Raw genomic sequence first — 22,847 nt, forward strand, 5'->3', positions numbered from 1 at the left:
ATGTTTAACTTATTATTTTAATCTATTTTTAATACAAAAATAAATTAATTTTGATGCAAAAATAATCTATTTTTGTAAATAAGAGATTTTCTTTATTCTCTAAAACCATTAGTTTTCTATTTCTAAAAAACAGTGTTCTACATTATAATGCAGCTCATATTTTTCTCATATTTTATCTTCTCTCTTCTACCATGAGCCATATACTACAATAAAAAAGGGATACAGCCACACACTGCACTATTTCTTATAAATAGAACGTCAATATTTCATATATATAAAAGGCTGCACACTATCTTGGCTCATATTAATGACTAACTGAAGTACAATAATAAATAATACAAGTTTTATCACCCAGTGTAATCGTACAAAATATGCCTGAAGCCAATTATAATCCTCTGCTTTAAGATATAGAAAATTAACAGCCACAATAAAAACAAAAGTCCAAAGAGGGCGAAAATATATAAAAGATTTAGCTGAAGATATATCGAAATGGTGAAATATCTGTAATAACATATCTGTTACTACACTCATGTCTTGAGCACGAAAAAATATCCATGCCACTGTGATATAAGAAAAAGTAACAAGCCAACTAAGGCTATGCACAAAGACAGTATCTCTAACTTTTTTCAGAGCAATATTATAAAACAGCTTGTGAAGAACTAATCCTACACCGTGCATTACCCCCCATATAGCAAACATCCATGAAGCTCCATGCCATAACCCAGCTATAACCATTACTATAAAAACATTATAGTAAGTGCGTATGGCTCCATGACGATTTCCTCCTAACGGTATATAAAGATAATCGCGAAACCATGTAGAAAGAGATATATGCCAACGATGCCAAAACTCTGTAAGGTTAACACTTTGGTAAGGGAAGTAAAAATTATCCTTTATATGAAATCCCATTATGGCAGCAATGCCTATGGCAAGATCACTATATCCTGCAAAATCATAATATATCTGTAATGAGAAACCTATTACAGCTATAAGATTCTCAAAACCAGTATAGGCTAACGGATCTGCAAAAACAAAGTTGTTATACTGGGATAGATAGTCGGCAATGACACACTTCTTAACTATTCCACAAAGAATAAGCCACAAGCCACGATAAACCATAGTAGAGCTAACTTTCCTATAGGAGTAAAGCTGTGGAAGAAAATCTTTAGCACGCGTTATTGGTCCGGCAATAAGCAAAGGGAAAAATGTTAGATAAAAAGTATAATTAAATAGCGAGCACTTGCTATCTATACGCTTACGATACACATCTATGGTATAGCTAACAGCTTGAAACGTATAAAAAGAAATACCTACAGGAAGCAAGAAAGCTTTAAAGGAAATATTAGTAGAAATAATATTATGTATGATATCGAGAGTAAAGCCAGCATATTTTAAGAAGAAAAGAGGAAGAAGTTCTATAAAAATGATAATTGCCAACGCCCATTTCTTTGTATGTGTGCCTTTAATATTATCCATCTTCTTTGTAAGAAACCATGACAAAAAGGTGTTTAATAACAATAACAACACTGCCCACTTACCTACTAATATAGCAAAGAGAATATTAAAAGCTATTACCCATAGCTTTTGTACGATGTAGCTTTGTTTAGATAAAAAAACAAAGATAACCATAAAAAAGATAAACAACACCATGAAAGGTATCGTACACAGCGACCAATCTGCTGTATCAAGGAGCGACTGCCATTGTGTTGTTATCATATCATTTTACCTTTTCATCGTTTATATTCATCACTGCTTACTTAATAAATTGACAATAAAAAGCAGGTATCACACTTATTAAGACATTAATATCTTTAAATCTTCTTACAGGCTATATCATATATACATACACTCATTCTTAAAAATTTTCAAATGATGGAGATAGCGTTTTTGTTTTAGTTGGCTTATGATGTCCTTTAGGAACGTTTAAAAAAAGTTGAGCCGAACACTTTTTACTATTAAGAAATTTGGCTACTTCGTCCATCCAATAAGCTGCCGATTCCCATGTAGGGTGATAATGATCGCTACCGCGATAAAGCTTTAACGGACGACTATCATAGAAAAGCCCCTTGCCAGAATAATTTTTTATCAAATCGACAATGCCTGTATCTCCATTCCAGTCGTTAGGACTTATCCATACCAGAGGTAGATTTCCTACCTTTTTTAATATCTGAGCTATATACTGTCTTCGCTCTTCAAGGTCGTTTACAAAAAGCTCGTTACTTCCTATACATATTATAAGATATGTAGGTCTGTACTTTTTAATAAAATGTTCTATCACATTGCTCTTTGCCCATCGCTCTGTAGTGGAACTATACCATATAATACTATAAAGAATATGACCACTCTCTCCGCAATAATCACCAAAGCGACGTGATAAACCCTCTACCATAGAATCGCCAAAGAAGAGTATTCTCTGATGTCTATATACATACCGCTTATGCTTCTTTACCTCTATGGGCTTAGATATAACATTAGAAAAGGGCATAGGAAGATGCAGCTTCTTTAGTAGAAAGGTACCTAAAACTATATCTTTAGGTATCAAAGCATAGCAAAAAATAACTACTAAAGATACTATCATTAACAAAAGTACTTTCGCTTGCACCTTCATAGATCCTGTTATAAAGCCCCTTTTACTTTAAAATAATCTCTACAGGACAATGGTCGCTACCAAGTATTTCTGTATGAATCTTAGCCTCTTCAAGGCTCTCGCGCAAACGATCTGAGATGAGAAAATAATCTATACGCCACCCTATGTTCTTTTCTCGTGCCTTAAAACGATATGACCACCATGAGTAAGTAACCTGCTCGGGGTAAAGGAAACGAAAAGTATCAGTAAAGCCATTGCTTAGAAGAGTGGTCATCTTTTCGCGCTCTTCATCTGAAAATCCTGCATTGAAATGATTACTCTTAGGGTTCTTTAGATCTATCTCTTCATGTGCTACATTCATGTCGCCACAAACAATAACAGGCTTATGCTTGTCTAAACTATGTAGATATGACTGAAAGTCAGTTTCCCATTGCATACGATAAGGTAAACGTTTAAGCTGATCTTGAGAATTAGGAGTATAAACAGTAACCAGATAAAAATCTGCCATTTCTAAAGTTATAACCCTACCCTCATGATCATGCTCCTCTATACCAATACCTCTTGATACAGACAATGGGGTATGTTTAGTAAAAATAGCTGTACCAGAATATCCCTTCTTGTCAGCATAATTCCAATAAGATTCATAACCCGGGAAAGACAAATCAAGCTGCCCTTCCTGCATTTTAGTTTCTTGTAAGCAAAAGAAATCGGCATCTAATGCCAAAAATTCTTCCTTAAAATTCTTGCCAACACAAGCACGAAGCCCGTTGACATTCCATGATATAAACTTCATTAAAAATTATTTTTTATGACTAACCGACTTGTAAAAAAACTGTGAAGGACTATATTCTTTTACAAGTTTCAACACTTCTCCTTTTTCATTTGTTTCCGCCAAATATTGAAAAACTCCATTAATAGCCATACTCTCAGGAGATGTTATATAACAGCTACTATATTTATACGCATATATTTTCTTATCGTTTTCAGTGCCATTGGTCTGCATCAACATATAATAATGATCTTTTTTTAGATAATTAAGCTTAAACTTTATATTTCCTATCGGTATAAAGCTCCACGCTGGATCATTCACTCCCACAGAGCCAACAATAGCTTTATAGCTTACATCTGGCAGACTGCTGATGCCATTTTTTACAAGACTCAAGCTGTCATAAAGAGCTTTTTCCACTAAAGAAGCACTCTTTGGCATTTGTATACTATTAGCTATCTTACTAATAGGAAACTTAGGAATCGTTATATAATAATTGTTCTTTTCTTGTGAAGCTATCCACGAAACATTATTAACATCTTCCTTTACTCCAAGACTATTTGCAAACTTTAATGTCCCATTCCAAGAACCTAACGAGCTCTTTACAGCTTTCTTTAAAAACTCATTATCAGTATTGCTTTTATTATCGCTATCACCTAAACACGAACTTACTGTAAACAATACTATAACGCCTAAAGATGATAACACTAATGCTCTTAAATTAAACTTCATAAAACTTTTCTTTATTTTGTAATTTCCTTAATTTATATATTCTTTCCATGAAGAAGAGTCATAAACTCTTCTCTGGTTTTTGCCTGATTAAAAGCACCACTAAAAGAGCTTGTTGTAGTTATTGCATTTTGCTTCTCTACACCACGCATCTGCATACACATATGTTTTGCTTCAAGCACTACCATAACACCAAGCGGACAAAGAGTGTCTTGTATGCAATCTTTTATCTGCTCTGTTAATCGTTCTTGCACCTGAAGACGATGACTAAATATGTCTATAACACGCGCCACCTTACTTAATCCTGTTATCTTACCATTAGGAATATAAGCAACATGAGCCTTTCCATAGAAAGGTAACATGTGATGTTCACACATAGAGAAAAAGTCTATATCCTTAACTATTACCATCTGGTTATATTTCTCTTCAAAAAGCGCATCAGTAAGCACTTTGTGAGGATCCTGCGTGTAACCACGAGTAAGTACTTGCATAGCTTTTGCTACACGCATAGGAGTTTTCTCTAAACCTTCACGAGAAGGATCTTCACCAAGAAGAGATAATATTTTTTCATAATGAAAGGCTAATTCTTCTAAACCTTCACGAAACTCGTTACCTTTTGCCATTAAGTATTTTGTATCTATTATATATATTAATAAGGTGAATAAGATTCTTTAGGAATACCAATATATGGTGTTTCTTCTACTACTTGTGTAGTTTTTACAGAAATAATTGTGCGAATAACATTAGCATTAGGATACCCTGCCTTACGCATTTTAAGAGCAATCTTTCGAGCAACATGATAGTTAGTGAAATTTCCAACTAAGCACATCCAGCGCGGTGTATAAAAATGAACATATACAGGCTGCGAAGGAAAAAGAGATTTAACCTTCTTTCCTGCTTTATTTGCATCTTGATGAGCTATGCGAGTATTTCCTCCACTATACACTTGTACTCTAAAACCTCTTACCTTTTTAAACGTATGCTTAAGACGTTTAGTTACTATCTGACTTTCACCGTCCTCTCCATCAGACATCGAAACATGAGGTTTCTTCACAAGTTTTCTTACAAGCTTTGTCCTTGGAGCAGAAACTATATCATTAGACGATTGTGGCTTACCTGAAGATATTACAGGTGTTTGCACACGTTCCATTACAGGTTCTTGCAGCCGAGAGTGAGAAGAAGGTGGCACTACTGGCACATAAGACTGTTTTTTATCCTCCCTTGTAGTTTTCTTTTCTGTTTTTAGTTGCTTTTTTGTTTTAGCTTTCTTACCATTCACAATGGCTTCAATATCTGAACTCTGCGTTACAGTAACAACGCCTTGTGCAGAAATAGAATTAATATAACATAGTATAAGATATAATATTACAAGAAGTTTTTTCATCTTCTTTACTTATATATGAGAAAATATCCCGCTAAAGGAGCAAAAAACTCCTCCTTTAAACGGGATTTATATAAATTCTTTATCTAAAATATTACTTCTTCCAAGCATCAATAATACCCTTGAAATCAGCACACTTCAAAGAAGCACCACCTATTAAGCCACCATCTATATTTGGCTTAGAGAATAGTTCTGGAGCATTACTAGCCTTACAGCTACCACCATAAAGCACAGATGTTTCATCTGCTACTTCCTTATTATAGTTTTCAGCTACAATCTGTCTAATATAAGCACACATCTCTTCTGCTTGCTCTGATGTAGCTGTCTTACCTGTACCAATAGCCCAAATAGGCTCATAAGCTAAAATTATATTCTTCCATTCCTCCTCTGAAAGATGAAAAACAGACCCTGCAAGCTCTGCTTTTACTACTTCATTTTGCTTCTCAGCCTCACGCTCTGCTAAAGTTTCACCACAACAGAAGATAACTTTCAGCCCATTTGCTAATGCTAACTGTACCTTTTCCTTTAAAATCTCTGCTGTTTCACCATAATATTCACGACGCTCAGAATGTCCCAAAATAACATATTGTGCACCTGTACTCTTTACCATAGCAGCAGAAACCTCACCTGTATAAGCTCCACTAACCTTGTCAGCACAATTTTCTGCACCTAATCCCACTACAGAAGAATCTAATACATTAGCAACACTTGCTAAATGAATAAAAGGAGTACAAATAATAACATCACAGTTTGGCTTTTCTGCTGTCAACACTTCATTAATCTCCTTAGCTAAAGCTATACCCTCCTGCAGGTTCTCGTTCATCTTCCAGTTACCTGCAACAATTTTCTTTCTCATTATCTATTATTTTTAATTAAGTTTATATATGTTATTAAATACTTGTCTTATCTTGATCTGGAGTATCTTTTTTGTCATTTTTGAGCTTATCAACCATACTTTTACTTGCATTTGAAACAGCCTTACCAGCATTACCCATTACCTTTTCAGCTTGCCCCATTACCTTTTCTGCCTTATGTAACATCTTTGCTGTTTGCCCTTTCTCTTGATTAATAAGCCATTTCTCCTTCATCTTTATCCATCTCTCTTTCTTTTTTATCCATACAGACCATGCCCAAAACCTATCAGCTACAATAAGTAAGATAAGAGGTAAAACATAACACAAAAGTATTAAAACTATTTTTCCCAATGTGTTATCTTCAGGCTCATGACCAATAGTAAGCAAACTTAACGGAGCGTTAAGCTTTTCTGCCTTTGGTATATCATTATGATTCCATTTGTTTATAATTGTCCCCTTATACAATAAGACTAAACCTGGATTACTACGAATAATAGTTTTTAACGTAGTACCATCAGCAGAATAGAAAGGATATTCTGCTCCCGTTATATTCCTCCAATGCTTAATAGAAGTATCTGTGCTTGCCGTTATAGCCATAAAAGGATAATTATTTTCCTTTGCATATTTATAAATAGCATCTATATCACTGAAATTAGCCTCGTCGGCTTGTTCTATAAATGGGATAATAAGTAAAAAGACATATCCATCATGCGTAAGCACAGAGTCGGTAATATCTTCCCCCGTTCTATCATTTGTAATAGAGAAATCGTGTATAGGAGGCTCATAACCTTTCTCTATTATTTGCTGACGCGAGTCTTTAAATACCCACGTAGTATCATTATAAGGATAGTTTTTCTCATCAAACTCCTTTGTAATACCATTTTTCTCACAAATAAACGTAGTCTTAAATTTTGTTTGCTTTGCACCTTTAGGTATCTCCATAGCCTTCTTTATGTTTTGACCAATGAAATAAGGGCGGAAATCAAATATAGGCAAATGGTAAAGACTCAAAGCAGAAACGACAAGAATAAATATTATAGTAAAGTTAGATGCTATCCATTGATTATTCTTTGAAATAAAACGAGGCTGATAAAGCGGCCACTTCACTAAAGCCAATGAAGCAAGAAACAATATAATATTCTTAGAAAAAGTTTGTATATTTGTAAGCTTTAATGCATCTCCAAAGCAGCCACAGTCCTGAATAGGATTACTAATGGTAAGCCATAAAGTAATAATAGTCATTATAAAGGCAAACACTAACACTATTCTACTAACCTTACGCCGCTGAATAGCAAGCAAAAGAAGGACTCCCAAAGTAAACTCCACTGCAGATAACCCTATTGAAAGCAATAATTGCACCCAATCAGGCACATAGCTCGACATATGTAGCACTTCAATATATTCTTTTATCTTATATTGAGAGCCTAAAGGATCTATTGCTTTAACAAATCCAGAAAAGATAAAAGTTAAAGCAAGAATTACTCTAGCTATATTTACTATAATAATCTTAGTCTTCCTCATTGAGCTTTATAACACTAAAAATAGCATAATTTATAATATCTATATAGTTAGCATCAACGCCTTCACTTACTAAAGTTTTACCTTTATGATCCTCTATTTCCTTTATACGCTGAAGCTTAGTAAGAATAATATCGGTAAAACTACTTACGCGCATATCTCGCCAAGCCTCTCCATAATCGTGATTTTTCTTTAACATAAGCTCAAAAGCCACGTTAGCATATTTATCATACAATGCTAAAGCTTCATCATTATCAACATCTATCGTATCAACAAATCCCTTATCAAGCTGTATTAAACCTATAATGCCATAGTTAATAAGCGCAACAAACTCAGACAAAACATCTTCGCCAACTAAGTTCTCTCCTGTAATCTCTATAGAGCGAATACGTTTAGCTTTAATAAAAAGCTGATCAGTAAGCGAAGAGGGGCGTAAAATACGCCATGATGCTTGGTAGTCATAAAGCTTCTTCTTAAACAATTCTCTACAGTTCCTAAGTACTTCTTTAAATTCTTGCAGTGTATCTGACTTTTGCATTGTTATTTACTAAACATCTATTTTCATGCAAAAATACTCAAAAAGAATGGATTTCCAAAGATTTTTCAATATTATAACAGCAATAAAACTAAAGACATATCAATGTCATAATACTTTGTTCTAAACTAAAAGACCTCTACTAAGCTATAATAATATAAAATTATATTTCATTCCATAAAGGTAAGAAAATATTTTATATAAAACCTATTAAATAGAAAGGCTTAGCAGAGGTCTTCTTTTATAATACTTATTCTGTGCTCTTTATTTCAAACGACAGTTTGTCTTCATCTTGTTTTTTATCAATATTAATAGTATCTCCTAACTTTAATTTGTCAGATAGGATAAGCTCACTAATACCATCTTCTATATAAGTTTGGATAGCCCGTTTTAACGGACGAGCCCCAAATTGTACATCATATCCCTTTGTAGCAACATATTCTTTTGCCACATCTGATATCTGAACAGCATAACCAATATCACTAATACGCTTATAAAGACCTATTAATTCGATATCTATTATCCGCTTTATAGCTTTAAGATCTAATTGATCAAAAGTTATTATTTCATCTAATCGATTTAAAAACTCTGGCGCAAACTGCTTGCTTAGACTCTTTTGCACAATAGCGCGAGCACGTTCCTTATCACTTTCATTTTGTGATAATCCGTTAATATTAGCTGCATTAAACCCTATTCCTTGCCCAAACTCTTTCAATTGGCGAGTACCTGCATTTGACGTCATTATGATAATAGTATTACGAAAGTCTATTAAACGCCCGTTACCATCAGTAAGACGTCCTTCATCTAATACTTGTAATAATATATTAAAGACGTTACCATGAGCCTTCTCTATCTCGTCAAGCAAGACAATAGAATAAGGATGGCGACGCACACGCTCTGTTAATTGTCCACCTTCATCATATCCTACATATCCTGGAGGAGCACCTATCAAACGCGAAGTGTTGAAACTTTCTGTATATTCACTCATATCAACACGTATTATAGCATCTTTAGAACCAAACATTATTTCAGCTAATTTCTTCGCAAGGTAAGTCTTTCCTACACCGGTAGGGCCTAAAAACATAAAAGCACCTATGGGATGATTAGGATCTCGCAAACCTACTCGGTTGCGTTGGATAGCCTTTACCATCTTTTCTATTGCATTGTCTTGAGCTACTACAACCTCTTTAAGCTCTTTGTCCATGTTTTTAAGCTTTACGCCTTCAGCCTCTTTTATCTTCTGAACAGGTACACCACTCATCATTGCAACTACATCTGCCACCTCGTCTTCTGTTACGTTAGGTCGCTCTCCTACATCACCTTGCTGCCATTGTTCCTGCTTTTCCTTAAGAAGATGTTCTAATTCTTTTTGCTTATCACGAAAACTTGCTGCTAATTCGAAGTTTTGATTTTTAACAGCAGCTTGCTTTTTCTGTATAACATTCTCAACATCTCTTTGAAGATCTATAAGTGCTTGTGGTACCTTTACGCTTCTCATATGTATACGTGAGCCTACCTCATCTAACGCATCAATAGCCTTATCTGGGAAAAAACGATCTGTAATATAACGATCAGAATATTTCACACACGCTAAAATAGCATCTTGCGTATAAGATACATGATGATGATCCTCATAACGATCTTTTATGTTTTGAAGTATCTGAATAGTTTCTTCCTGTGTAGTAGGTTCTACTAAAACCTTTTGGAAACGACGTTCTAAGGCTCCATCTTTCTCTATTGACTTGCTATACTCTTCTAATGTTGTTGCACCAATACATTGTATGGTACCACGAGCTAAAGCTGGTTTGAGAATATTAGCAGCATCCATTGATCCGGGAGTAGAACCTGCTCCAATAAGCGTATGTATTTCATCTATAAAAATGATAACATTAGGATTCTTTTCTATCTCTTTTATCAATGCACGAATACGCTCTTCAAACTGTCCTCGATACTTTGTTCCTGCAATAATGGCTGTCATATCAAGAGCTATCACTCTCTTTCCGAATAATATAGGAGAGGTCATACGCTTTACTATAAGCAAAGCTAATCCTTCTACTATTGCGCTTTTACCTACACCTGGCTCACCAATTAATATTGGATTATTCTTTTTGCGTCTGCCTAATATCTCGCTTACTCGTAATATTTCTTTCTCTCTTCCTACTACCGGGTCAAGTTTCCCATCTATTGCTGCTCGTGTTAGATCGGTACCAAAGCCATCTAAAATGGGTGTACTCGACTTATTATTAGATTTTGAAATAGCTTCCGTATTACTATTCAACGAAGAGCTACCCATAGGTACATCTTCCTCGCCTTCTTCATCTTCAGCCATTCCCAATCCATTTTGAGGTGTATTAGCTTTCATGTGCATAGAGGATAATGCTGAGTTGTAATTAATATTATTTTCTTCCAATACTTCTTTAGCCCCATTTAAAGTAGCATCATGTAAGATAGCAAGAAATAAATGAGGAACATCTACAGTATGTACATGTTGCAATCTTGCCTCCAACACAGCTAAACGTAATATATTATTAGCTTGCTCATTCAGATTAATGTCTGAAGTTATGGCTATACGATCATTATTGCCTCGACGAAGGCGTTCTTCAAGAGCTTGTTTTATGTTGTTAATGTCAAGCTCCTGCTCCTGAAAAAGATCCCATACCGCCCCCGTTTGTTCGCGTAAAATAGCTAACAGTATATGCTCAGGAGCGATAGCACTATTTGCTAATCGTTCAGCCTCTTCTCTACTAAAAGAAAGAACTTCTGACACTTTGGGTGAAAACTGATTCATCATATCCTTAAAACTTCCTTTTTTCTTTATTTGTCTCTGAAATATATCTATATAAACATATTTGCAAATGATATGCCAAACTAATATTATATCATTTATATTGTTTATCTTATTAGTGTTAAAAGTAAAAAATAGTCGTTATACTTTATAAAGTATCCGACTATAAAATATTATTACAAAGATTCGTTTTCAGGACGCTCTATACTTAATTTCTTGTTTTTTTTTATATTTTTCTTCTTTAGCAACCACTCTGCTTTACGTTGTTCGTAGTCTTCTCTATGACGTTCTAAGAAATTATCAGCCATTTAAAATTATATGTTTTTTATTTATCCTTAAACTTGCTATAAACTACCGTTATCCTCAAGCCATTACCTTTTGTGGTATTACCTAAGAGCTTTGTGCTTGATAAACCCATCTTATTGGAAATCATCGTAACAGTAGTCTTTTTCTCTGCCCCACTTCCTGTGGTAATTGTCTGTAAGTCTACAGGTATTAATAACACTTTTCCTAAATTGCCCGTTACAGAAGACGACCTTGCCTGCTTAAATAAATTTATTATTCCAGATATATTATTAAATATATATGAGTTCCTCACAGGGTTATATGTTGCCAAAAAAGATGTTTTATTATCATTTAAGCGAGTATGAGTAAAGAAAGCTTTCACGCTGTCAGCAGGCAACATTAATATATGTTGAGGTACTCCAAAATTGTAAACTGAAGAGTTTTTGTTATTAACACATCTTACTTCTATCTTTGCCGAGTTTATAACATAGTCTTGATACTTACCATTTACAATATCATCAGGCAAAGTTATCTGTGTAAATATTCCTGCCGGAGAGCTCAAATAAGTATGCCCTGTTTCGCCCATTAACGACTTAAGCTGCTCTTTGTTATCATCAAAATTGGTCAGCTGTAATACTTCTTCTGTACCTACTAACTTAGTAAATGATACTTTTTCTTTTTTCCCTTCCTTTTTTCTATAATAAATATTTATTTGAGCCTGCTCTATATTTGCCATAGAACCTTCACCGTCAGTAATCTTAAAATAAAAACCAGCACAAATATCATGCAAGAAACGGTATGAATTTCTAAAACATTCTGGCTTCTCTTGATATTTACGCATAAGGTAAGTACCAAAGTTATTATATGTTTTGCCGTCTTTATCTGTATACTTATCATGTAAGCGTATATTAATATTCTTCTCATATTTAGAAGAATTTCTCACGCTATCAGGCTCTGACAGGTCTTCTAAAGTATAGCTTCTATTTACTCTAAGCCCACCTTTGCGTATATATCCTTTTGCAATAGGGTCGAAATCGGTATTATAATCAATGCCTTCTTCTATTGGTTTATCAAGCTCATAAACGGTAAGCTTCATTTGAGACAATTTATCACCATATATTTTCTTGTAAAACAAACGTATTTCACAAGAGTCGGCTATAACACTACCATCTTTGTCAAGGCTTGCAATACTATCTTTTACAGGCATTTCATAATTATCAAGCACATGAAACTGAGTCATAAAATTAGCTGTTACATTAACTTTTGACTCATTATCTATCATTCTTCCCAGATACCCAGTAGCCGAATATGCTGCTATATTGCCCGCAAGAACCGATTCTGATGAAACATCAAAGCTATCTGCAGAAACTTCCAACTTATCATTTTCTGTAATAAGCGACACCCCCAAATTACCTGTTGTATCATCACATGATATTAAAAAAACTAATGATACGGCTAAGAAAAAAAGCACTCTTTTCATAAATAATACTCTCTTCAAAAATTATCCAATTATCTTATTATAGAAGTTGGCATACTTTGTCTTTATTTCTTCATCTTCATTATCATGCAACAACAATTCTTTAGAAGAAGACATTGCATAATCTATTAAAGATTTATTCGCCTCATTTCCTACACCTATTATGCCGTCAGAATAATCTATAGCTAATTTACCTAACTCTGTAGCATCAAACTTTTCTTTATATTTAGCTAACTTTTCAGCATCTGCACTTCTAAACTCCAAGCATCTTTTAAAATTATCTCCTAAGTTTGAAGGTTGGCTATTAAATAAAGAAGTAACAATTTTTGAATTAGCAAACTGTGGCTCGTCCCTGTAAGCAGTTTTCACATATAGAGGTATAACTGAAGCCATCCAGCCTTGGCAGTGTATTATATCAGGAGCCCATCTTAATTTTTTTACTGTTTCAAGCACACCTCTTGCAAAAAATATAGTACGTTCTCCATTATCTGAAAACTCTTTGCCATTCTCATCAGCCGTCATTGTTGAGCGTTTCTGAAAATAATCTTCATTATCTATAAAATATACCTGTATACGTGTTTGAGGGATACTTGCAACTTTAATAATTAATGGGTGATCGGTGTCATCGATTATTAAGTTCATGCCAGAGAGGCGAATTACCTCGTGTAACTGCCCGCGACGTTCATTTATTCCTCCCCACTTTGGCATAAAAGTTCTAATCTCAAACCCACTCTCTTGCATCAAGCTGGGCATATTAGCTCCATAGATTGATAGCTCTGTCTTAGGAACATAAGGAGTGATTTCCTGATTAATAAATAATATTCTCTTTCCCATTCTATATTAATTAATATTTTTGCAAAGGTACTACTTTTTATTAATAAAGATGTGTATTTCACACAAATTCATAGTAAATAAGTTTACAAGAATGGATATTTTTCTTTTTTCCTTTGTTGTTTTAAGTATTTTGTTGTTACTTTGCATTAGTAAAAAATGGAGTTTTTCAGAGAAAATAAAAAGTTTGATGAAAGTAATTAAAAAGATTGTAGAGCTTCAAAACGAGATTTTCAAGGCTCGTAAAGAAGGTAAATCAATAGGTTTAGTTCCCACGATGGGTGCATTGCACGAGGGGCATACTTCATTAGTAAAACGTTGTGTAAAAGAAAACAATATCACCATTGTTTCCGTTTTTTTAAATCCTACACAGTTTAATGATAAAGGAGACTTTGACCGTTATCCGCGAACGCTTGAGGCTGATTGCAAGCTATTAGAAGATAGTGGGGCTAATATCGTGTTTGCACCTACTGAAAAAGAGATTTATCCTACTAAAGATGAGCGCAAATTTGATTTCCCTCCCCAAACTACTGTTATGGAAGGGGCTAAGCGCCCAGGACACTTTAATGGCGTATGCCAAATAGTAAGTAAACTGTTTTTTATTGTAAAGCCTGACAGAGCCTATTTCGGTGAGAAGGATTGGCAGCAAATAGCTGTTATTAAACGTCTTGTAGATTACATAGGAATGGACATTCAGATAGTGGAATGTGCTATTATCCGCAACGAAGATGGCTTGGCAAAAAGCTCACGCAACATGCTATTAAACAAGAAAGAACGTGCTATTGCTCCAAATATCTATAAAGCATTGAGTGAGAGCGTTGTTTATAGTAAAACACATAGCGTAGAAGAAACTCATGATTATGTCGTTAATAAGATAAATGCGATAGAAGGATTAGAGGTAGAATATTTTCAAATAGTAGATGGCAACACGCTCCTTGATGTACATAGCTGGGACGATAGTGATAATATCGTGGGCTGTATCACGGTATATTGCGGTGAAACTCCCATTCGTTTGATAGATCATATAAAATATAAAGGGTAAAATGTTTATAGAAGTATTAAAAAGTAAGATACATTGTGCTACAATAACAGAGGCAAACTTACATTATATGGGTAGCATAACCATAGATGAAGATCTGATGGACGCTGCTAATCTTATTGCTGGCGAGAAAGTACAGATCGTAAATAATAATAATGGAGAACGTATAGAAACTTATATTATAAAAGGCGAACGAGGCAGTGGCTGCATTTGTCTTAATGGTGCAGCGGCAAGACGCGCCGTTGTGGGCGATGTAGTTATTATTATTTCTTATGCGCAAATGACGCCAGAAGAAGCCTTAACCTTTAAGCCTACAGTAATATTTCCTAAACAAGGAAACAAACTATAGCGTAGAAAGAAGATTCTTTTCCAGAACATTTAAGTTTAAATAAAAAAAACAAAGGGTTGCAATATATCACAATTGCAGCCCTTATTTTATGTTATATATGTTAGAAAATTATTCTATTACTACCAACGGATCGTCTTCGAGCACTGCCTGCCCCACTTTCACAGCAATAGCTGTTACTTTACCGTCTTTTTCTGCTTCAATAGCATTTTGCATCTTCATAGCTTCTAATACTACTACAGTATCACCAGCTTTCACCTCCTGACCTACTGTTACCTCTACAGAAGTAATAGTGCCAGGTAGTGGAGCCTTTACAGCGTTAGCTGCATTGACAGTAACAGCACTTGAGGTTTCTTCCTCTGCGCTTTCAGAAGGCTTGCCCAGCTCTACCTTTTTTTTCTCTGGAGCAGCTTCCTTTTCCATTTGCACTTTATACTCCTCTCCGTTTACAGTAATGTCTGCAACGTTCTCGCTGTCGATCTCACCGATCGTTACCTTATACTCTTTACCTTCTATGGTATATTTAAACTCTTTCATTTAAGATTCTCTTATTTATGGTTTCTTGGTCATAATCTCAAACTTAGCATCCCACATCGTCTGCTTAGGACGAATGGTTATGATGCCAGGCTCATTATCGTGAATATTATTTCCCGCATATTCATAGAGTGCCATTGCTATGGCTGCGAATACATTTTTATCCATATTCTTAATCCTCCATTTATTACATAGGCATACAGCCGTGCTTCTTAGCTGGCAAATCTTGCTTTTTATGTGCAAGCTGCGCTAAGCCACGACATATACGAAAACGTGTGTTACGAGGCTCTATAACATCATCTATATAACCATATTGCGCTGCCTGATAAGGATTAGCAAACATATCTGCATACTCCTCTTCCTTTTCTGCCAAGAACTGCTTAGCATCGCCGCCTTCTTCTTTTACCTTCTTTGCCTCGCGACCATATAACACTGCAACAGCTCCTGAACCTCCCATTACAGCTATCTCTGAACTTGGCCATGCAAAGTTTAGATCTGCACGCAACTGCTTACAACCCATTACGATATGCGAGCCACCATAGCTCTTACGTAAGGTTATTGTAATCTTTGGCACCGTAGCTTCTCCATAAGCATAAAGCAACTGAGCACCATGAAGAATAACTGCATTATATTCTTGACCTGTACCCGGTAAGAAGCCAGGAACATCTACAAGCGATACTATTGGAATATTAAACGCATCACAGAAGCGTACAAAACGAGCACCCTTACGGCTCGCATTTGCATCTAACACACCGGCATAAGCATTTGGCTGATTAGCTACAACACCTACACTCTGACCATTAAAACGTGCAAAACCTGTAATAAGATTTTTTGCGAACTTAGGTTGTACCTCAAAAAACTCTCCATTATCCGTAACGGCTTTTATTACTTTATACATATCATAAGCCTGATTAGGATCGTCTGGTATAATTTCGTTTAAAATATCCTCCTTACGGTCGATAGGATCGGTACACTCTACGCGTGGAGCCTCTTCACGATTGTTAGAAGGAATATAAGAAAGGAGCTTTTTGATAATGTCAATAGCATCTTCCTCTGTCTTTGCTGTAAAACTTGTAACACCACTCTTAGTAGCATGAACACTTGCACCGCCAAGATGCTCGGCGTCAATATCCTCGCCCGTTACAGTCTTAACCACCTTAGGACCTGTTAAAAACATATAACTGGTCTGCTCCTTCATAACTATAAAGTCCGTCAAAGCAGGAGAATAAACCGCTCCACCAGCACATGGACCAAGAATACTTGATATCTGAGGTATAACACCTGAAGCTAATATGTTACGCTCAAAGATCTCACCATAGCCAGCTAAAGCTGAAATACCCTCTTGGATACGAGCACCTCCAGAATCGTTCATACATATAACAGGAGCACCATTAATCATAGCCATATCCATTACCTTACATATCTTTTGAGCCATTGTCTCTGAAAGAGAACCACCATTTACAGTGAAATCCTGCGCGTAAAGATACACTAAACGACCGTCTATGGTAGCAGAACCTGCTACGATACCATCACCAAAATATTGTTTCTTCTCCATGCCAAAATTATGACAACGGTGAAGCTTAAACATATCATACTCCTCAAAGCTATTCTCATCTACAAGCATCTCTATACGCTCACGAGCGGTATACTTGCCACGTTCATGCTGCTTATCTATGGCTTTTTGACCACCACCAAGGCGAGCTATCTCGCGCTTTTCAACGAGTGCCTTAATCTTTTCTGTTTGCTTACTCATAAAAATGAATGATTATTTATAATGATTATTTTCTTTTTTTATCCTATCAATATATTTAATTTTATAAAATGCAAATTTACAAAAAAATAGCTATTTACGTTCTAACTATGCTAATAAATATTGTTAAGTATAACTTTTAAAGCCATCTCACACTTACTGCCACTCTATATCAACAAGTTACAACACACACGCACACATTACCTAATACTTCAGCCACAACCTCCTTACACTTATAACCCACATCTTCACCACCTTTCTCTATACAACACCTATACTAAAACACACAAAAAACACTCTACATCATCAGCCCTCCTACCATTTTTTACACACAAAGAGCATAACACCTATAAGATAAACTATAAACCGTTGCAAACAAAAATAGATTATTTTTACACCATTTTTAATTTATTTTTCCTTTAAAAATAAATTATTTTTCTTTCCTCCACCTCACCTTTTTGCCGTATTTTTGTCGGCTTTTTTTCTATTAAAACCTAACATCTTAACATTTAAAACCCGAAACCTTCTCCCTCCTTAAAACTTTGATTATACATTTCAATAAATTCTTTGTATATCTATATAACTAATCGCTATGTTTTTTCTTATAAACCAGCTTTTATATGTACCTTTGCAAAATAAAGATAAAACATTATACGGATAACATTCTTATGTTTAACTCCTATCTTTTTTTACACTGCCCTTATAAGCTGTAACAATGTGATAGGTATGAAAAATAATAAAATAAAATGAAGATAAAGGAACTTTTCAAGACTTACGCTTTTACAGAAATATATCCCTACCTTGGCTTAATGTATCCTAAGGCACGCCACCAGCGTAAGCCTTTTGAGCATGCTTATAACATGCTTTTAGAAATAAAGCCAGTAACATCTAAAAAGCAAATACGCTACGAATTGATGCAAGACCCTGACACTAACGAGATGTTCTTTGGGTCGGACGATAGTGCTTTTAATGGTCCTTGGGACGTACTATTAGGGAAAGAGCTGAAACGTGAACCTAATGTAGAACTTTCTGAAGAAGAAATTTTAGCAAATTGCTTACTTAATTTTATTCTTATCGGGAAACATCCACGCCTTTTTGAAGAAGATTATCAATCTATTATAAGATAACAACATCTTTTCTAAATAACACTTTCAGTAAGTAATAAGCAAGCAAAACCTTTCTCTGTAGTACAAAACGATGTATACTATACAGAGCATAGTTGCTTTTATTACTTTACGCTTAGAGCTTATAATTTTATATTTCATAAAAACTCTCAGACATTATTATAAATATGAACTTCACAAAACTATCATTCCTCTTTTGTCTTATCATTACCACCTTATGCGCATGTTCCGATCCGGAGATTGTCAAACCCACTACAACAAAGCCACCTACCCCAGTAGAAACACACCTAACGGAGCAAGACCTTAAACAGGCTACCTATAAATTTAAAATTATATTTCACTTCTTGCAAAACAAAAGATCTACCTTATCGAGAGTACATTCTAACGATATGCAAGAAATAGTAGATGTTATAAACAGATTCTATAATGGGTATAATAGTCAAACGAATGCTAATGTTAAGTTCGAACTTGCCGACAAAAGCCCTAAGGGCAAAACAATGAGCGAAAAAGGCATTACCCGCAACAATATCACCGAAGACTCCATAAGCTACCAATCGCTTATAGCAGAGGAGGCTGGTCATAAATTTCACGACATTGGCTGGGATAGAACTAAATATATTAACATTTATGTTTATACCACAAAAGAAAAAGATATAGGTGGCGTTTCTACCGTACCCAAAATGCCAAAAGAAGTAGCTAAAAAAGGCGATTTAATATCTATGGGTAATGATTATAAATCTTACAACGTGTCTATAACATTACAAGAATCGCTCTTAGGATACTGGCTGAAATATAATAACAGATTATCTTCCGACTTTAATCCTGCTAACGTCCTTGCACATGAATTAGGTCATTACTTAGGGTTATACCACTGCTTTCGCTCTCCTAACGATAAAAACGACTATTGTGATGACACTAAAGAATACGACAGGGAAGAATATATGAGGACTTTCTATAGACTTGTACCTAAAATAGAAGCTGCAAGAAATATTAAAGAATATAGAGAAGTTACAGATACTCTCTTTTTGCGTAGAGCCATCTCTGATGGTAGCATATTTAGGTCGGATAATATAATGGACTATTTCTATACCTCTGGTAACAAATTCACACCCGATCAGATAAAACGAATTAGGCGATTCCTATACTATAGCACAACCGTTCCTGGCCCGAAAGTCTACTTATCTAAAAAAGGTTCACGAGCAACAACTACAAAACGCAGCAAACCATACATTATCATTTAAGCCTCTTTGCTCAAAAAAAGCCTCGTTCTCGTGCGCTTTGCTTTAAGCAGAATTAACATCTATATTATCAAAGCAGAACTCTATTTTTAAGTGTTAAGCAGATAGAGCGCAAAAGATTCAATAATGATATTTATTGAATCTTTTTTTTACACTTTTACTGTTATAAATAATCTCTTTTCTCTGTCAAAAGAAATAGCTAAAATAGTGTAGCTTATCTTATCTCATTTAAATATTTTTTTTTAATTTTGTAATGCGAATTAAGAAAAATAATAACATTATGAAAGTAGGACTTTTTATTCCTTGCTACGTCGATGCCTTGTTTCCTGAGGTAGGTGTAGCTACTTACAAACTTCTTAGAAAGCTAAAAATAGATGTTATTTATCCTGAAAAACAAACTTGCTGTGGTCAGCCTATGGCAAATGGAGGTTTTGAGGAGATGTCATTAGATTTAGCAAATCATTTCGAAGAAAAGTTTAAATCATTCGACTATGTTGTAACCCCAAGTGTGTCGTGCTCTTCTTTTATACGCCATAATTACCCTACCTTTATGAGTCATAAGTGTAACACCCCACATAACACATACGAATTAGTAGAATTTCTATCTGACATTTTACATATTAAAGCATTGCCCGGTAAGTTTGAGCATAAAGTTTCGGTACACAATTCTTGCCATGGTGTACGTGTGTTAGGGCTAAGCACTCCTTCTGAAAATAATCTCCCTGTAGAAAATAAGATTGTAAAATTATTAAATTTGAAAGAAGGCATCAAGGTATGTGAGCCTGATCGTAAAGATGAGTGTTGCGGCTTTGGAGGTATGTTCTCTGCAGAAGAGCCTTATGTTAGCACAGCTATGGGTACAGATAAGGTAAATAACCATATAGCTACGGGTGCCGAGATAATAACAGGGGCAGACTGCTCGTGCCTAATGCACATGCAGGGGATAGCTAAAAAGAAAGGTTACAACATAAAGTTTATGCATGTTGCTGAAATATTAGCAGCAAACTTATAATAATAATAACATCATATATATCATGTCTACATATCATTCTATAAAAGCTGCTGAATTTTTAAAAGACAAAAAAAAGATAGCACGCCATGATAAAACCTTCTGGGAACTAAGACAAAAACGCGATGATGCAGCTATGGCTCTCCCTGAATGGGAAGAGCTAAGAGAGCTGTCAAGTAAGATAAAAGCACATACAATAACTCATCTTGCCGATTATATAGAGCAGTTTGTATCAAACTTAGAGAAGAATGGCGTTACAGTCCATTATGCAAATGATGCACAAGAGTTTAACGAAATAGCTTATGGCATATTAGAAACTAAGAAAGTTTCTAAATTGATAAAATCTAAATCAATGCTGACAGAAGAGTGTGAGATGAACAAATATCTCATAAAACGTGGCATTGATGTTGTAGAAGGCGACTTGGGAGAGCGCATTTTACAGCTAATGCACATGAAGCCTTCCCACATCGTAGTACCTGCATCACATATTTCTCGCGAAGATATAGGTAAAACTTTTGAACATTTAGGAATATCTTATGATAAAGGCAATTACGACCCTACTTATCTTACCCATGCTGCGCGGCTTAGCCTAAGGCATGAATTTGAAACGGCTCAAGCAGGAATGACGGGCTGTAATTTTGGTATTGCAGCAACAGGGGATTGTGTTGTGTGCACCAATGAAGGTAATGCCGATATGTCTACTTCTTTACCTAAGCTACATATAGTAGCTATGGGCATTGAGAAAATTATTCCAAACTATGACGCTTTGGCTGTTTTTCACCGTTTACTTGCACGTTCAGGGACTGGTCAGCCCTCTACTGCCTTTACATCTCATTTCAGGAAAGCTCGTCCTGATGGCGAAATGCACGTCATTTTAGTTGATAACGGTAGAAGCAATATGCTACGCGACAAAGAGCATTGGAACAGTTTGAAATGTATTAGATGTGGCGCTTGCATGAACACCTGTCCTGTTTATCGTCGCTCTACAGGCTATTCATATAGCTATTTCATACCAGGTCCGATAGGAGTAAACCTTGGTATGTTACACGATCCTCATAAGTATAGTGGTAATGTGTCTGCTTGCTCTTTATGTTTAAGCTGTGATCATGTATGCCCTGCTAAAGTAGACCCAGGCAGCCAGATATACGATTGGAGACAACGCCTTCGCGTGTATGGTACGGCAAATACCGAAAAAATGGTCATGGCAGAAGGTATGAAGACTATATTTAGCAGGTTTTCTATCTATGATGCTATCACAAAGAACGCATCTTTAGCTAATTACATTCCTGATAAATGGCTAAACAACAAGACTTTAAACCCTTGGAGCATAGGCCACACAACACCTACTGTAGCCAAAATGCCTTTTCATGTGATTTTTAAAAAGGCTATGAAAGAACTAAAAGAAGAAAAATGCAAAAACCAGTAAACACGTATAAATAAGCTGTTTGTATAAAAGGTTTTATAAGAAAATGAAAAAAGAAGACTTATTAAAGAAGTTGCGTGAAAATACATCTCAAGAGTTCGACTTGCCAGAGATAAAAGTAAACGCCATCACTTATCCCGATGTCATAAAGCAATATATTGCAATGAGCAAAGAAGTGGGGTGTAACGTAATAGAAATAGATAAAACAGAAGATGTCAATGCTACTATTCGTAAGATATACCCAGATGCAAAAGTGTATTGCTCTAACGTTAAAGGTATTAAAGCTAACATTAATCCTGACACTGTTAAAGACGCAGCCTGCTTAGATGGAGTAGACGTAGGCATTGTAAAAGGTGAAATAGCTGTTGCAGAAAACGGGTGTGTATGGATACCCCAAACCATGAAAGAACGTGCTGTATGCTTCATATCCGAAGCTCTTGTCATAATAATAGATAAAGAAAAAGTGGTTAATAATATGCATGAAGCTTATAAAAAGATAGAAATGCCTTCTTATGGCTTTGGCACTTTCATATCTGGACCAAGCAAAACAGCTGACATAGAACAAGCTCTTGTGATGGGAGCACAAGCAGCTAAAGATGTTACTATATTGATACGAGCATAAAAGTTAATTAAGTA

The 22,847-nt window shown here is 35.3% G+C and carries 22 protein-coding genes and 1 pseudogene; 7 read left to right on the forward strand and 16 right to left on the reverse strand.

The annotated features are described in order from the left end of the window. Positions 1-258 precede the first annotated feature (258 nt). The 13 genes and pseudogenes from F596_RS0102180 to F596_RS0102240 all read right to left on the reverse strand — a co-directional run bounded on the left by F596_RS0102180 (position 259) and on the right by F596_RS0102240 (position 13,751). Positions 259-1,716: an MBOAT family O-acyltransferase gene (locus F596_RS0102180; protein ID WP_019035696.1), complete on the reverse strand. Its 1,458-nt coding sequence runs from the start codon at positions 1,714-1,716 to the stop codon at positions 259-261. 139 nt (positions 1,717-1,855) lie between these two features. After that, positions 1,856-2,608 carry an SGNH/GDSL hydrolase family protein gene (locus F596_RS0102185; RefSeq protein WP_019035697.1) on the reverse strand — a complete coding sequence of 251 codons (753 nt, stop codon included), beginning with the start codon at positions 2,606-2,608 and terminating at the stop codon, positions 1,856-1,858. Between the two features lie 22 nt (positions 2,609-2,630). Continuing rightward, a complete protein-coding gene (locus F596_RS0102190; protein ID WP_008451189.1) occupies positions 2,631-3,380 on the reverse strand; it encodes an exodeoxyribonuclease III in 750 nt (249 codons plus the stop codon). A gap of 6 nt (positions 3,381-3,386) precedes the next feature. Continuing rightward, positions 3,387-4,085, reverse strand: coding sequence for a DUF4840 domain-containing protein (locus F596_RS0102195; RefSeq protein ID WP_019035698.1), 699 nt, complete (start codon positions 4,083-4,085; stop codon positions 3,387-3,389). 32 nt (positions 4,086-4,117) lie between these two features. Then, positions 4,118-4,705: a GTP cyclohydrolase I FolE gene (folE, locus tag F596_RS0102200; RefSeq protein WP_008451199.1), complete on the reverse strand. Its 588-nt coding sequence runs from the start codon at positions 4,703-4,705 to the stop codon at positions 4,118-4,120. Positions 4,706-4,731: 26 nt separating this feature from the next. Then, entirely contained in the window at positions 4,732-5,466 is a 735-nt protein-coding gene (locus tag F596_RS0102205; RefSeq protein WP_019035699.1) for an SPOR domain-containing protein, read from the reverse strand. A gap of 91 nt (positions 5,467-5,557) precedes the next feature. Further along, positions 5,558-6,333, reverse strand: a pseudogene (gene tpiA, locus F596_RS0102210) (triose-phosphate isomerase); the annotation flags it as partial. A gap of 20 nt (positions 6,334-6,353) precedes the next feature. Further along, positions 6,354-7,838, reverse strand: a complete 1,485-nt coding sequence (locus tag F596_RS0102215; protein ID WP_019035701.1) for a BT_3928 family protein — start codon at positions 7,836-7,838, stop codon at positions 6,354-6,356. Beyond that, complete coding sequence (locus F596_RS0102220) at positions 7,825-8,373, reverse strand: DUF1599 domain-containing protein (RefSeq protein ID WP_008451187.1); 549 nt, start codon at positions 8,371-8,373, stop codon at positions 7,825-7,827. Before F596_RS0102220 ends, F596_RS0102215 begins: the two co-directional genes overlap by 14 nt. 247 nt (positions 8,374-8,620) lie before the next feature. Next, positions 8,621-11,161 carry an ATP-dependent Clp protease ATP-binding subunit gene (locus F596_RS0102225; RefSeq protein ID WP_019035702.1) on the reverse strand — a complete coding sequence of 847 codons (2,541 nt, stop codon included), beginning with the start codon at positions 11,159-11,161 and terminating at the stop codon, positions 8,621-8,623. A gap of 170 nt (positions 11,162-11,331) precedes the next feature. Further along, the gene (locus F596_RS0102230; protein WP_008451197.1) at positions 11,332-11,463 is read right to left on the reverse strand and encodes a hypothetical protein; all 132 of its coding nucleotides are present in this window, start codon (positions 11,461-11,463) and stop codon (positions 11,332-11,334) included. 17 nt (positions 11,464-11,480) lie between these two features. After that, positions 11,481-12,920 carry a DUF4270 domain-containing protein gene (locus tag F596_RS0102235; protein WP_019035703.1) on the reverse strand — a complete coding sequence of 480 codons (1,440 nt, stop codon included), beginning with the start codon at positions 12,918-12,920 and terminating at the stop codon, positions 11,481-11,483. A 21-nt stretch (positions 12,921-12,941) separates the two neighbouring features. Continuing rightward, positions 12,942-13,751: a glycogen/starch synthase gene (locus tag F596_RS0102240; protein ID WP_008451191.1), complete on the reverse strand. Its 810-nt coding sequence runs from the start codon at positions 13,749-13,751 to the stop codon at positions 12,942-12,944. Positions 13,752-13,938: 187 nt separating this feature from the next. Here F596_RS0102240 and panC point away from each other — a divergent pair, with 187 nt between their 5' ends. Further along, entirely contained in the window at positions 13,939-14,790 is an 852-nt protein-coding gene (gene panC, locus F596_RS0102245; RefSeq protein ID WP_024992589.1) for a pantoate--beta-alanine ligase, read from the forward strand. A 1-nt stretch (position 14,791) separates the two neighbouring features. Next, a complete protein-coding gene (gene panD, locus F596_RS0102250; RefSeq protein WP_008451176.1) occupies positions 14,792-15,136 on the forward strand; it encodes an aspartate 1-decarboxylase in 345 nt (114 codons plus the stop codon). A 108-nt stretch (positions 15,137-15,244) separates the two neighbouring features. On the opposite strand, the gene F596_RS0102255 is transcribed toward panD, so the two are convergent. From F596_RS0102255 to F596_RS0102265, 3 genes are read right to left on the reverse strand one after another with little or no spacing between them, the layout of a single operon-like run. Then, the gene (locus F596_RS0102255) at positions 15,245-15,670 is read right to left on the reverse strand and encodes a biotin/lipoyl-containing protein (protein WP_019035705.1); all 426 of its coding nucleotides are present in this window, start codon (positions 15,668-15,670) and stop codon (positions 15,245-15,247) included. Positions 15,671-15,685: 15 nt separating this feature from the next. After that, complete coding sequence (locus F596_RS11980) at positions 15,686-15,835, reverse strand: hypothetical protein (RefSeq protein WP_008450278.1); 150 nt, start codon at positions 15,833-15,835, stop codon at positions 15,686-15,688. Between the two features lie 19 nt (positions 15,836-15,854). Beyond that, the gene (locus tag F596_RS0102265) at positions 15,855-17,420 is read right to left on the reverse strand and encodes an acyl-CoA carboxylase subunit beta (protein WP_019035706.1); all 1,566 of its coding nucleotides are present in this window, start codon (positions 17,418-17,420) and stop codon (positions 15,855-15,857) included. 743 nt (positions 17,421-18,163) lie between these two features. Between F596_RS0102265 and F596_RS0102270 the strand changes: the two genes are divergently transcribed. From F596_RS0102270 to F596_RS0102290, 5 genes are all read left to right on the forward strand, one after another. Beyond that, the gene (locus tag F596_RS0102270) at positions 18,164-18,544 is read left to right on the forward strand and encodes a hypothetical protein (RefSeq protein ID WP_019035707.1); all 381 of its coding nucleotides are present in this window, start codon (positions 18,164-18,166) and stop codon (positions 18,542-18,544) included. 164 nt (positions 18,545-18,708) lie between these two features. Continuing rightward, a complete protein-coding gene (locus F596_RS0102275) occupies positions 18,709-19,782 on the forward strand; it encodes a zinc-dependent metalloproteinase lipoprotein (RefSeq protein ID WP_019035708.1) in 1,074 nt (357 codons plus the stop codon). Positions 19,783-20,059: 277 nt separating this feature from the next. Then, a complete protein-coding gene (locus F596_RS0102280; protein WP_008450375.1) occupies positions 20,060-20,791 on the forward strand; it encodes a (Fe-S)-binding protein in 732 nt (243 codons plus the stop codon). A 22-nt stretch (positions 20,792-20,813) separates the two neighbouring features. Then, entirely contained in the window at positions 20,814-22,214 is a 1,401-nt protein-coding gene (locus F596_RS0102285; protein ID WP_019035709.1) for a lactate utilization protein B, read from the forward strand. Positions 22,215-22,257: 43 nt separating this feature from the next. Further along, positions 22,258-22,833, forward strand: coding sequence for a LutC/YkgG family protein (locus tag F596_RS0102290; RefSeq protein ID WP_019035710.1), 576 nt, complete (start codon positions 22,258-22,260; stop codon positions 22,831-22,833). The last annotated feature ends 14 nt before the right edge of the window (positions 22,834-22,847 follow it).

The organism is Prevotella amnii DSM 23384 = JCM 14753, assembly GCF_000378745.1.
Classification (GTDB): domain Bacteria; phylum Bacteroidota; class Bacteroidia; order Bacteroidales; family Bacteroidaceae; genus Prevotella; species Prevotella amnii.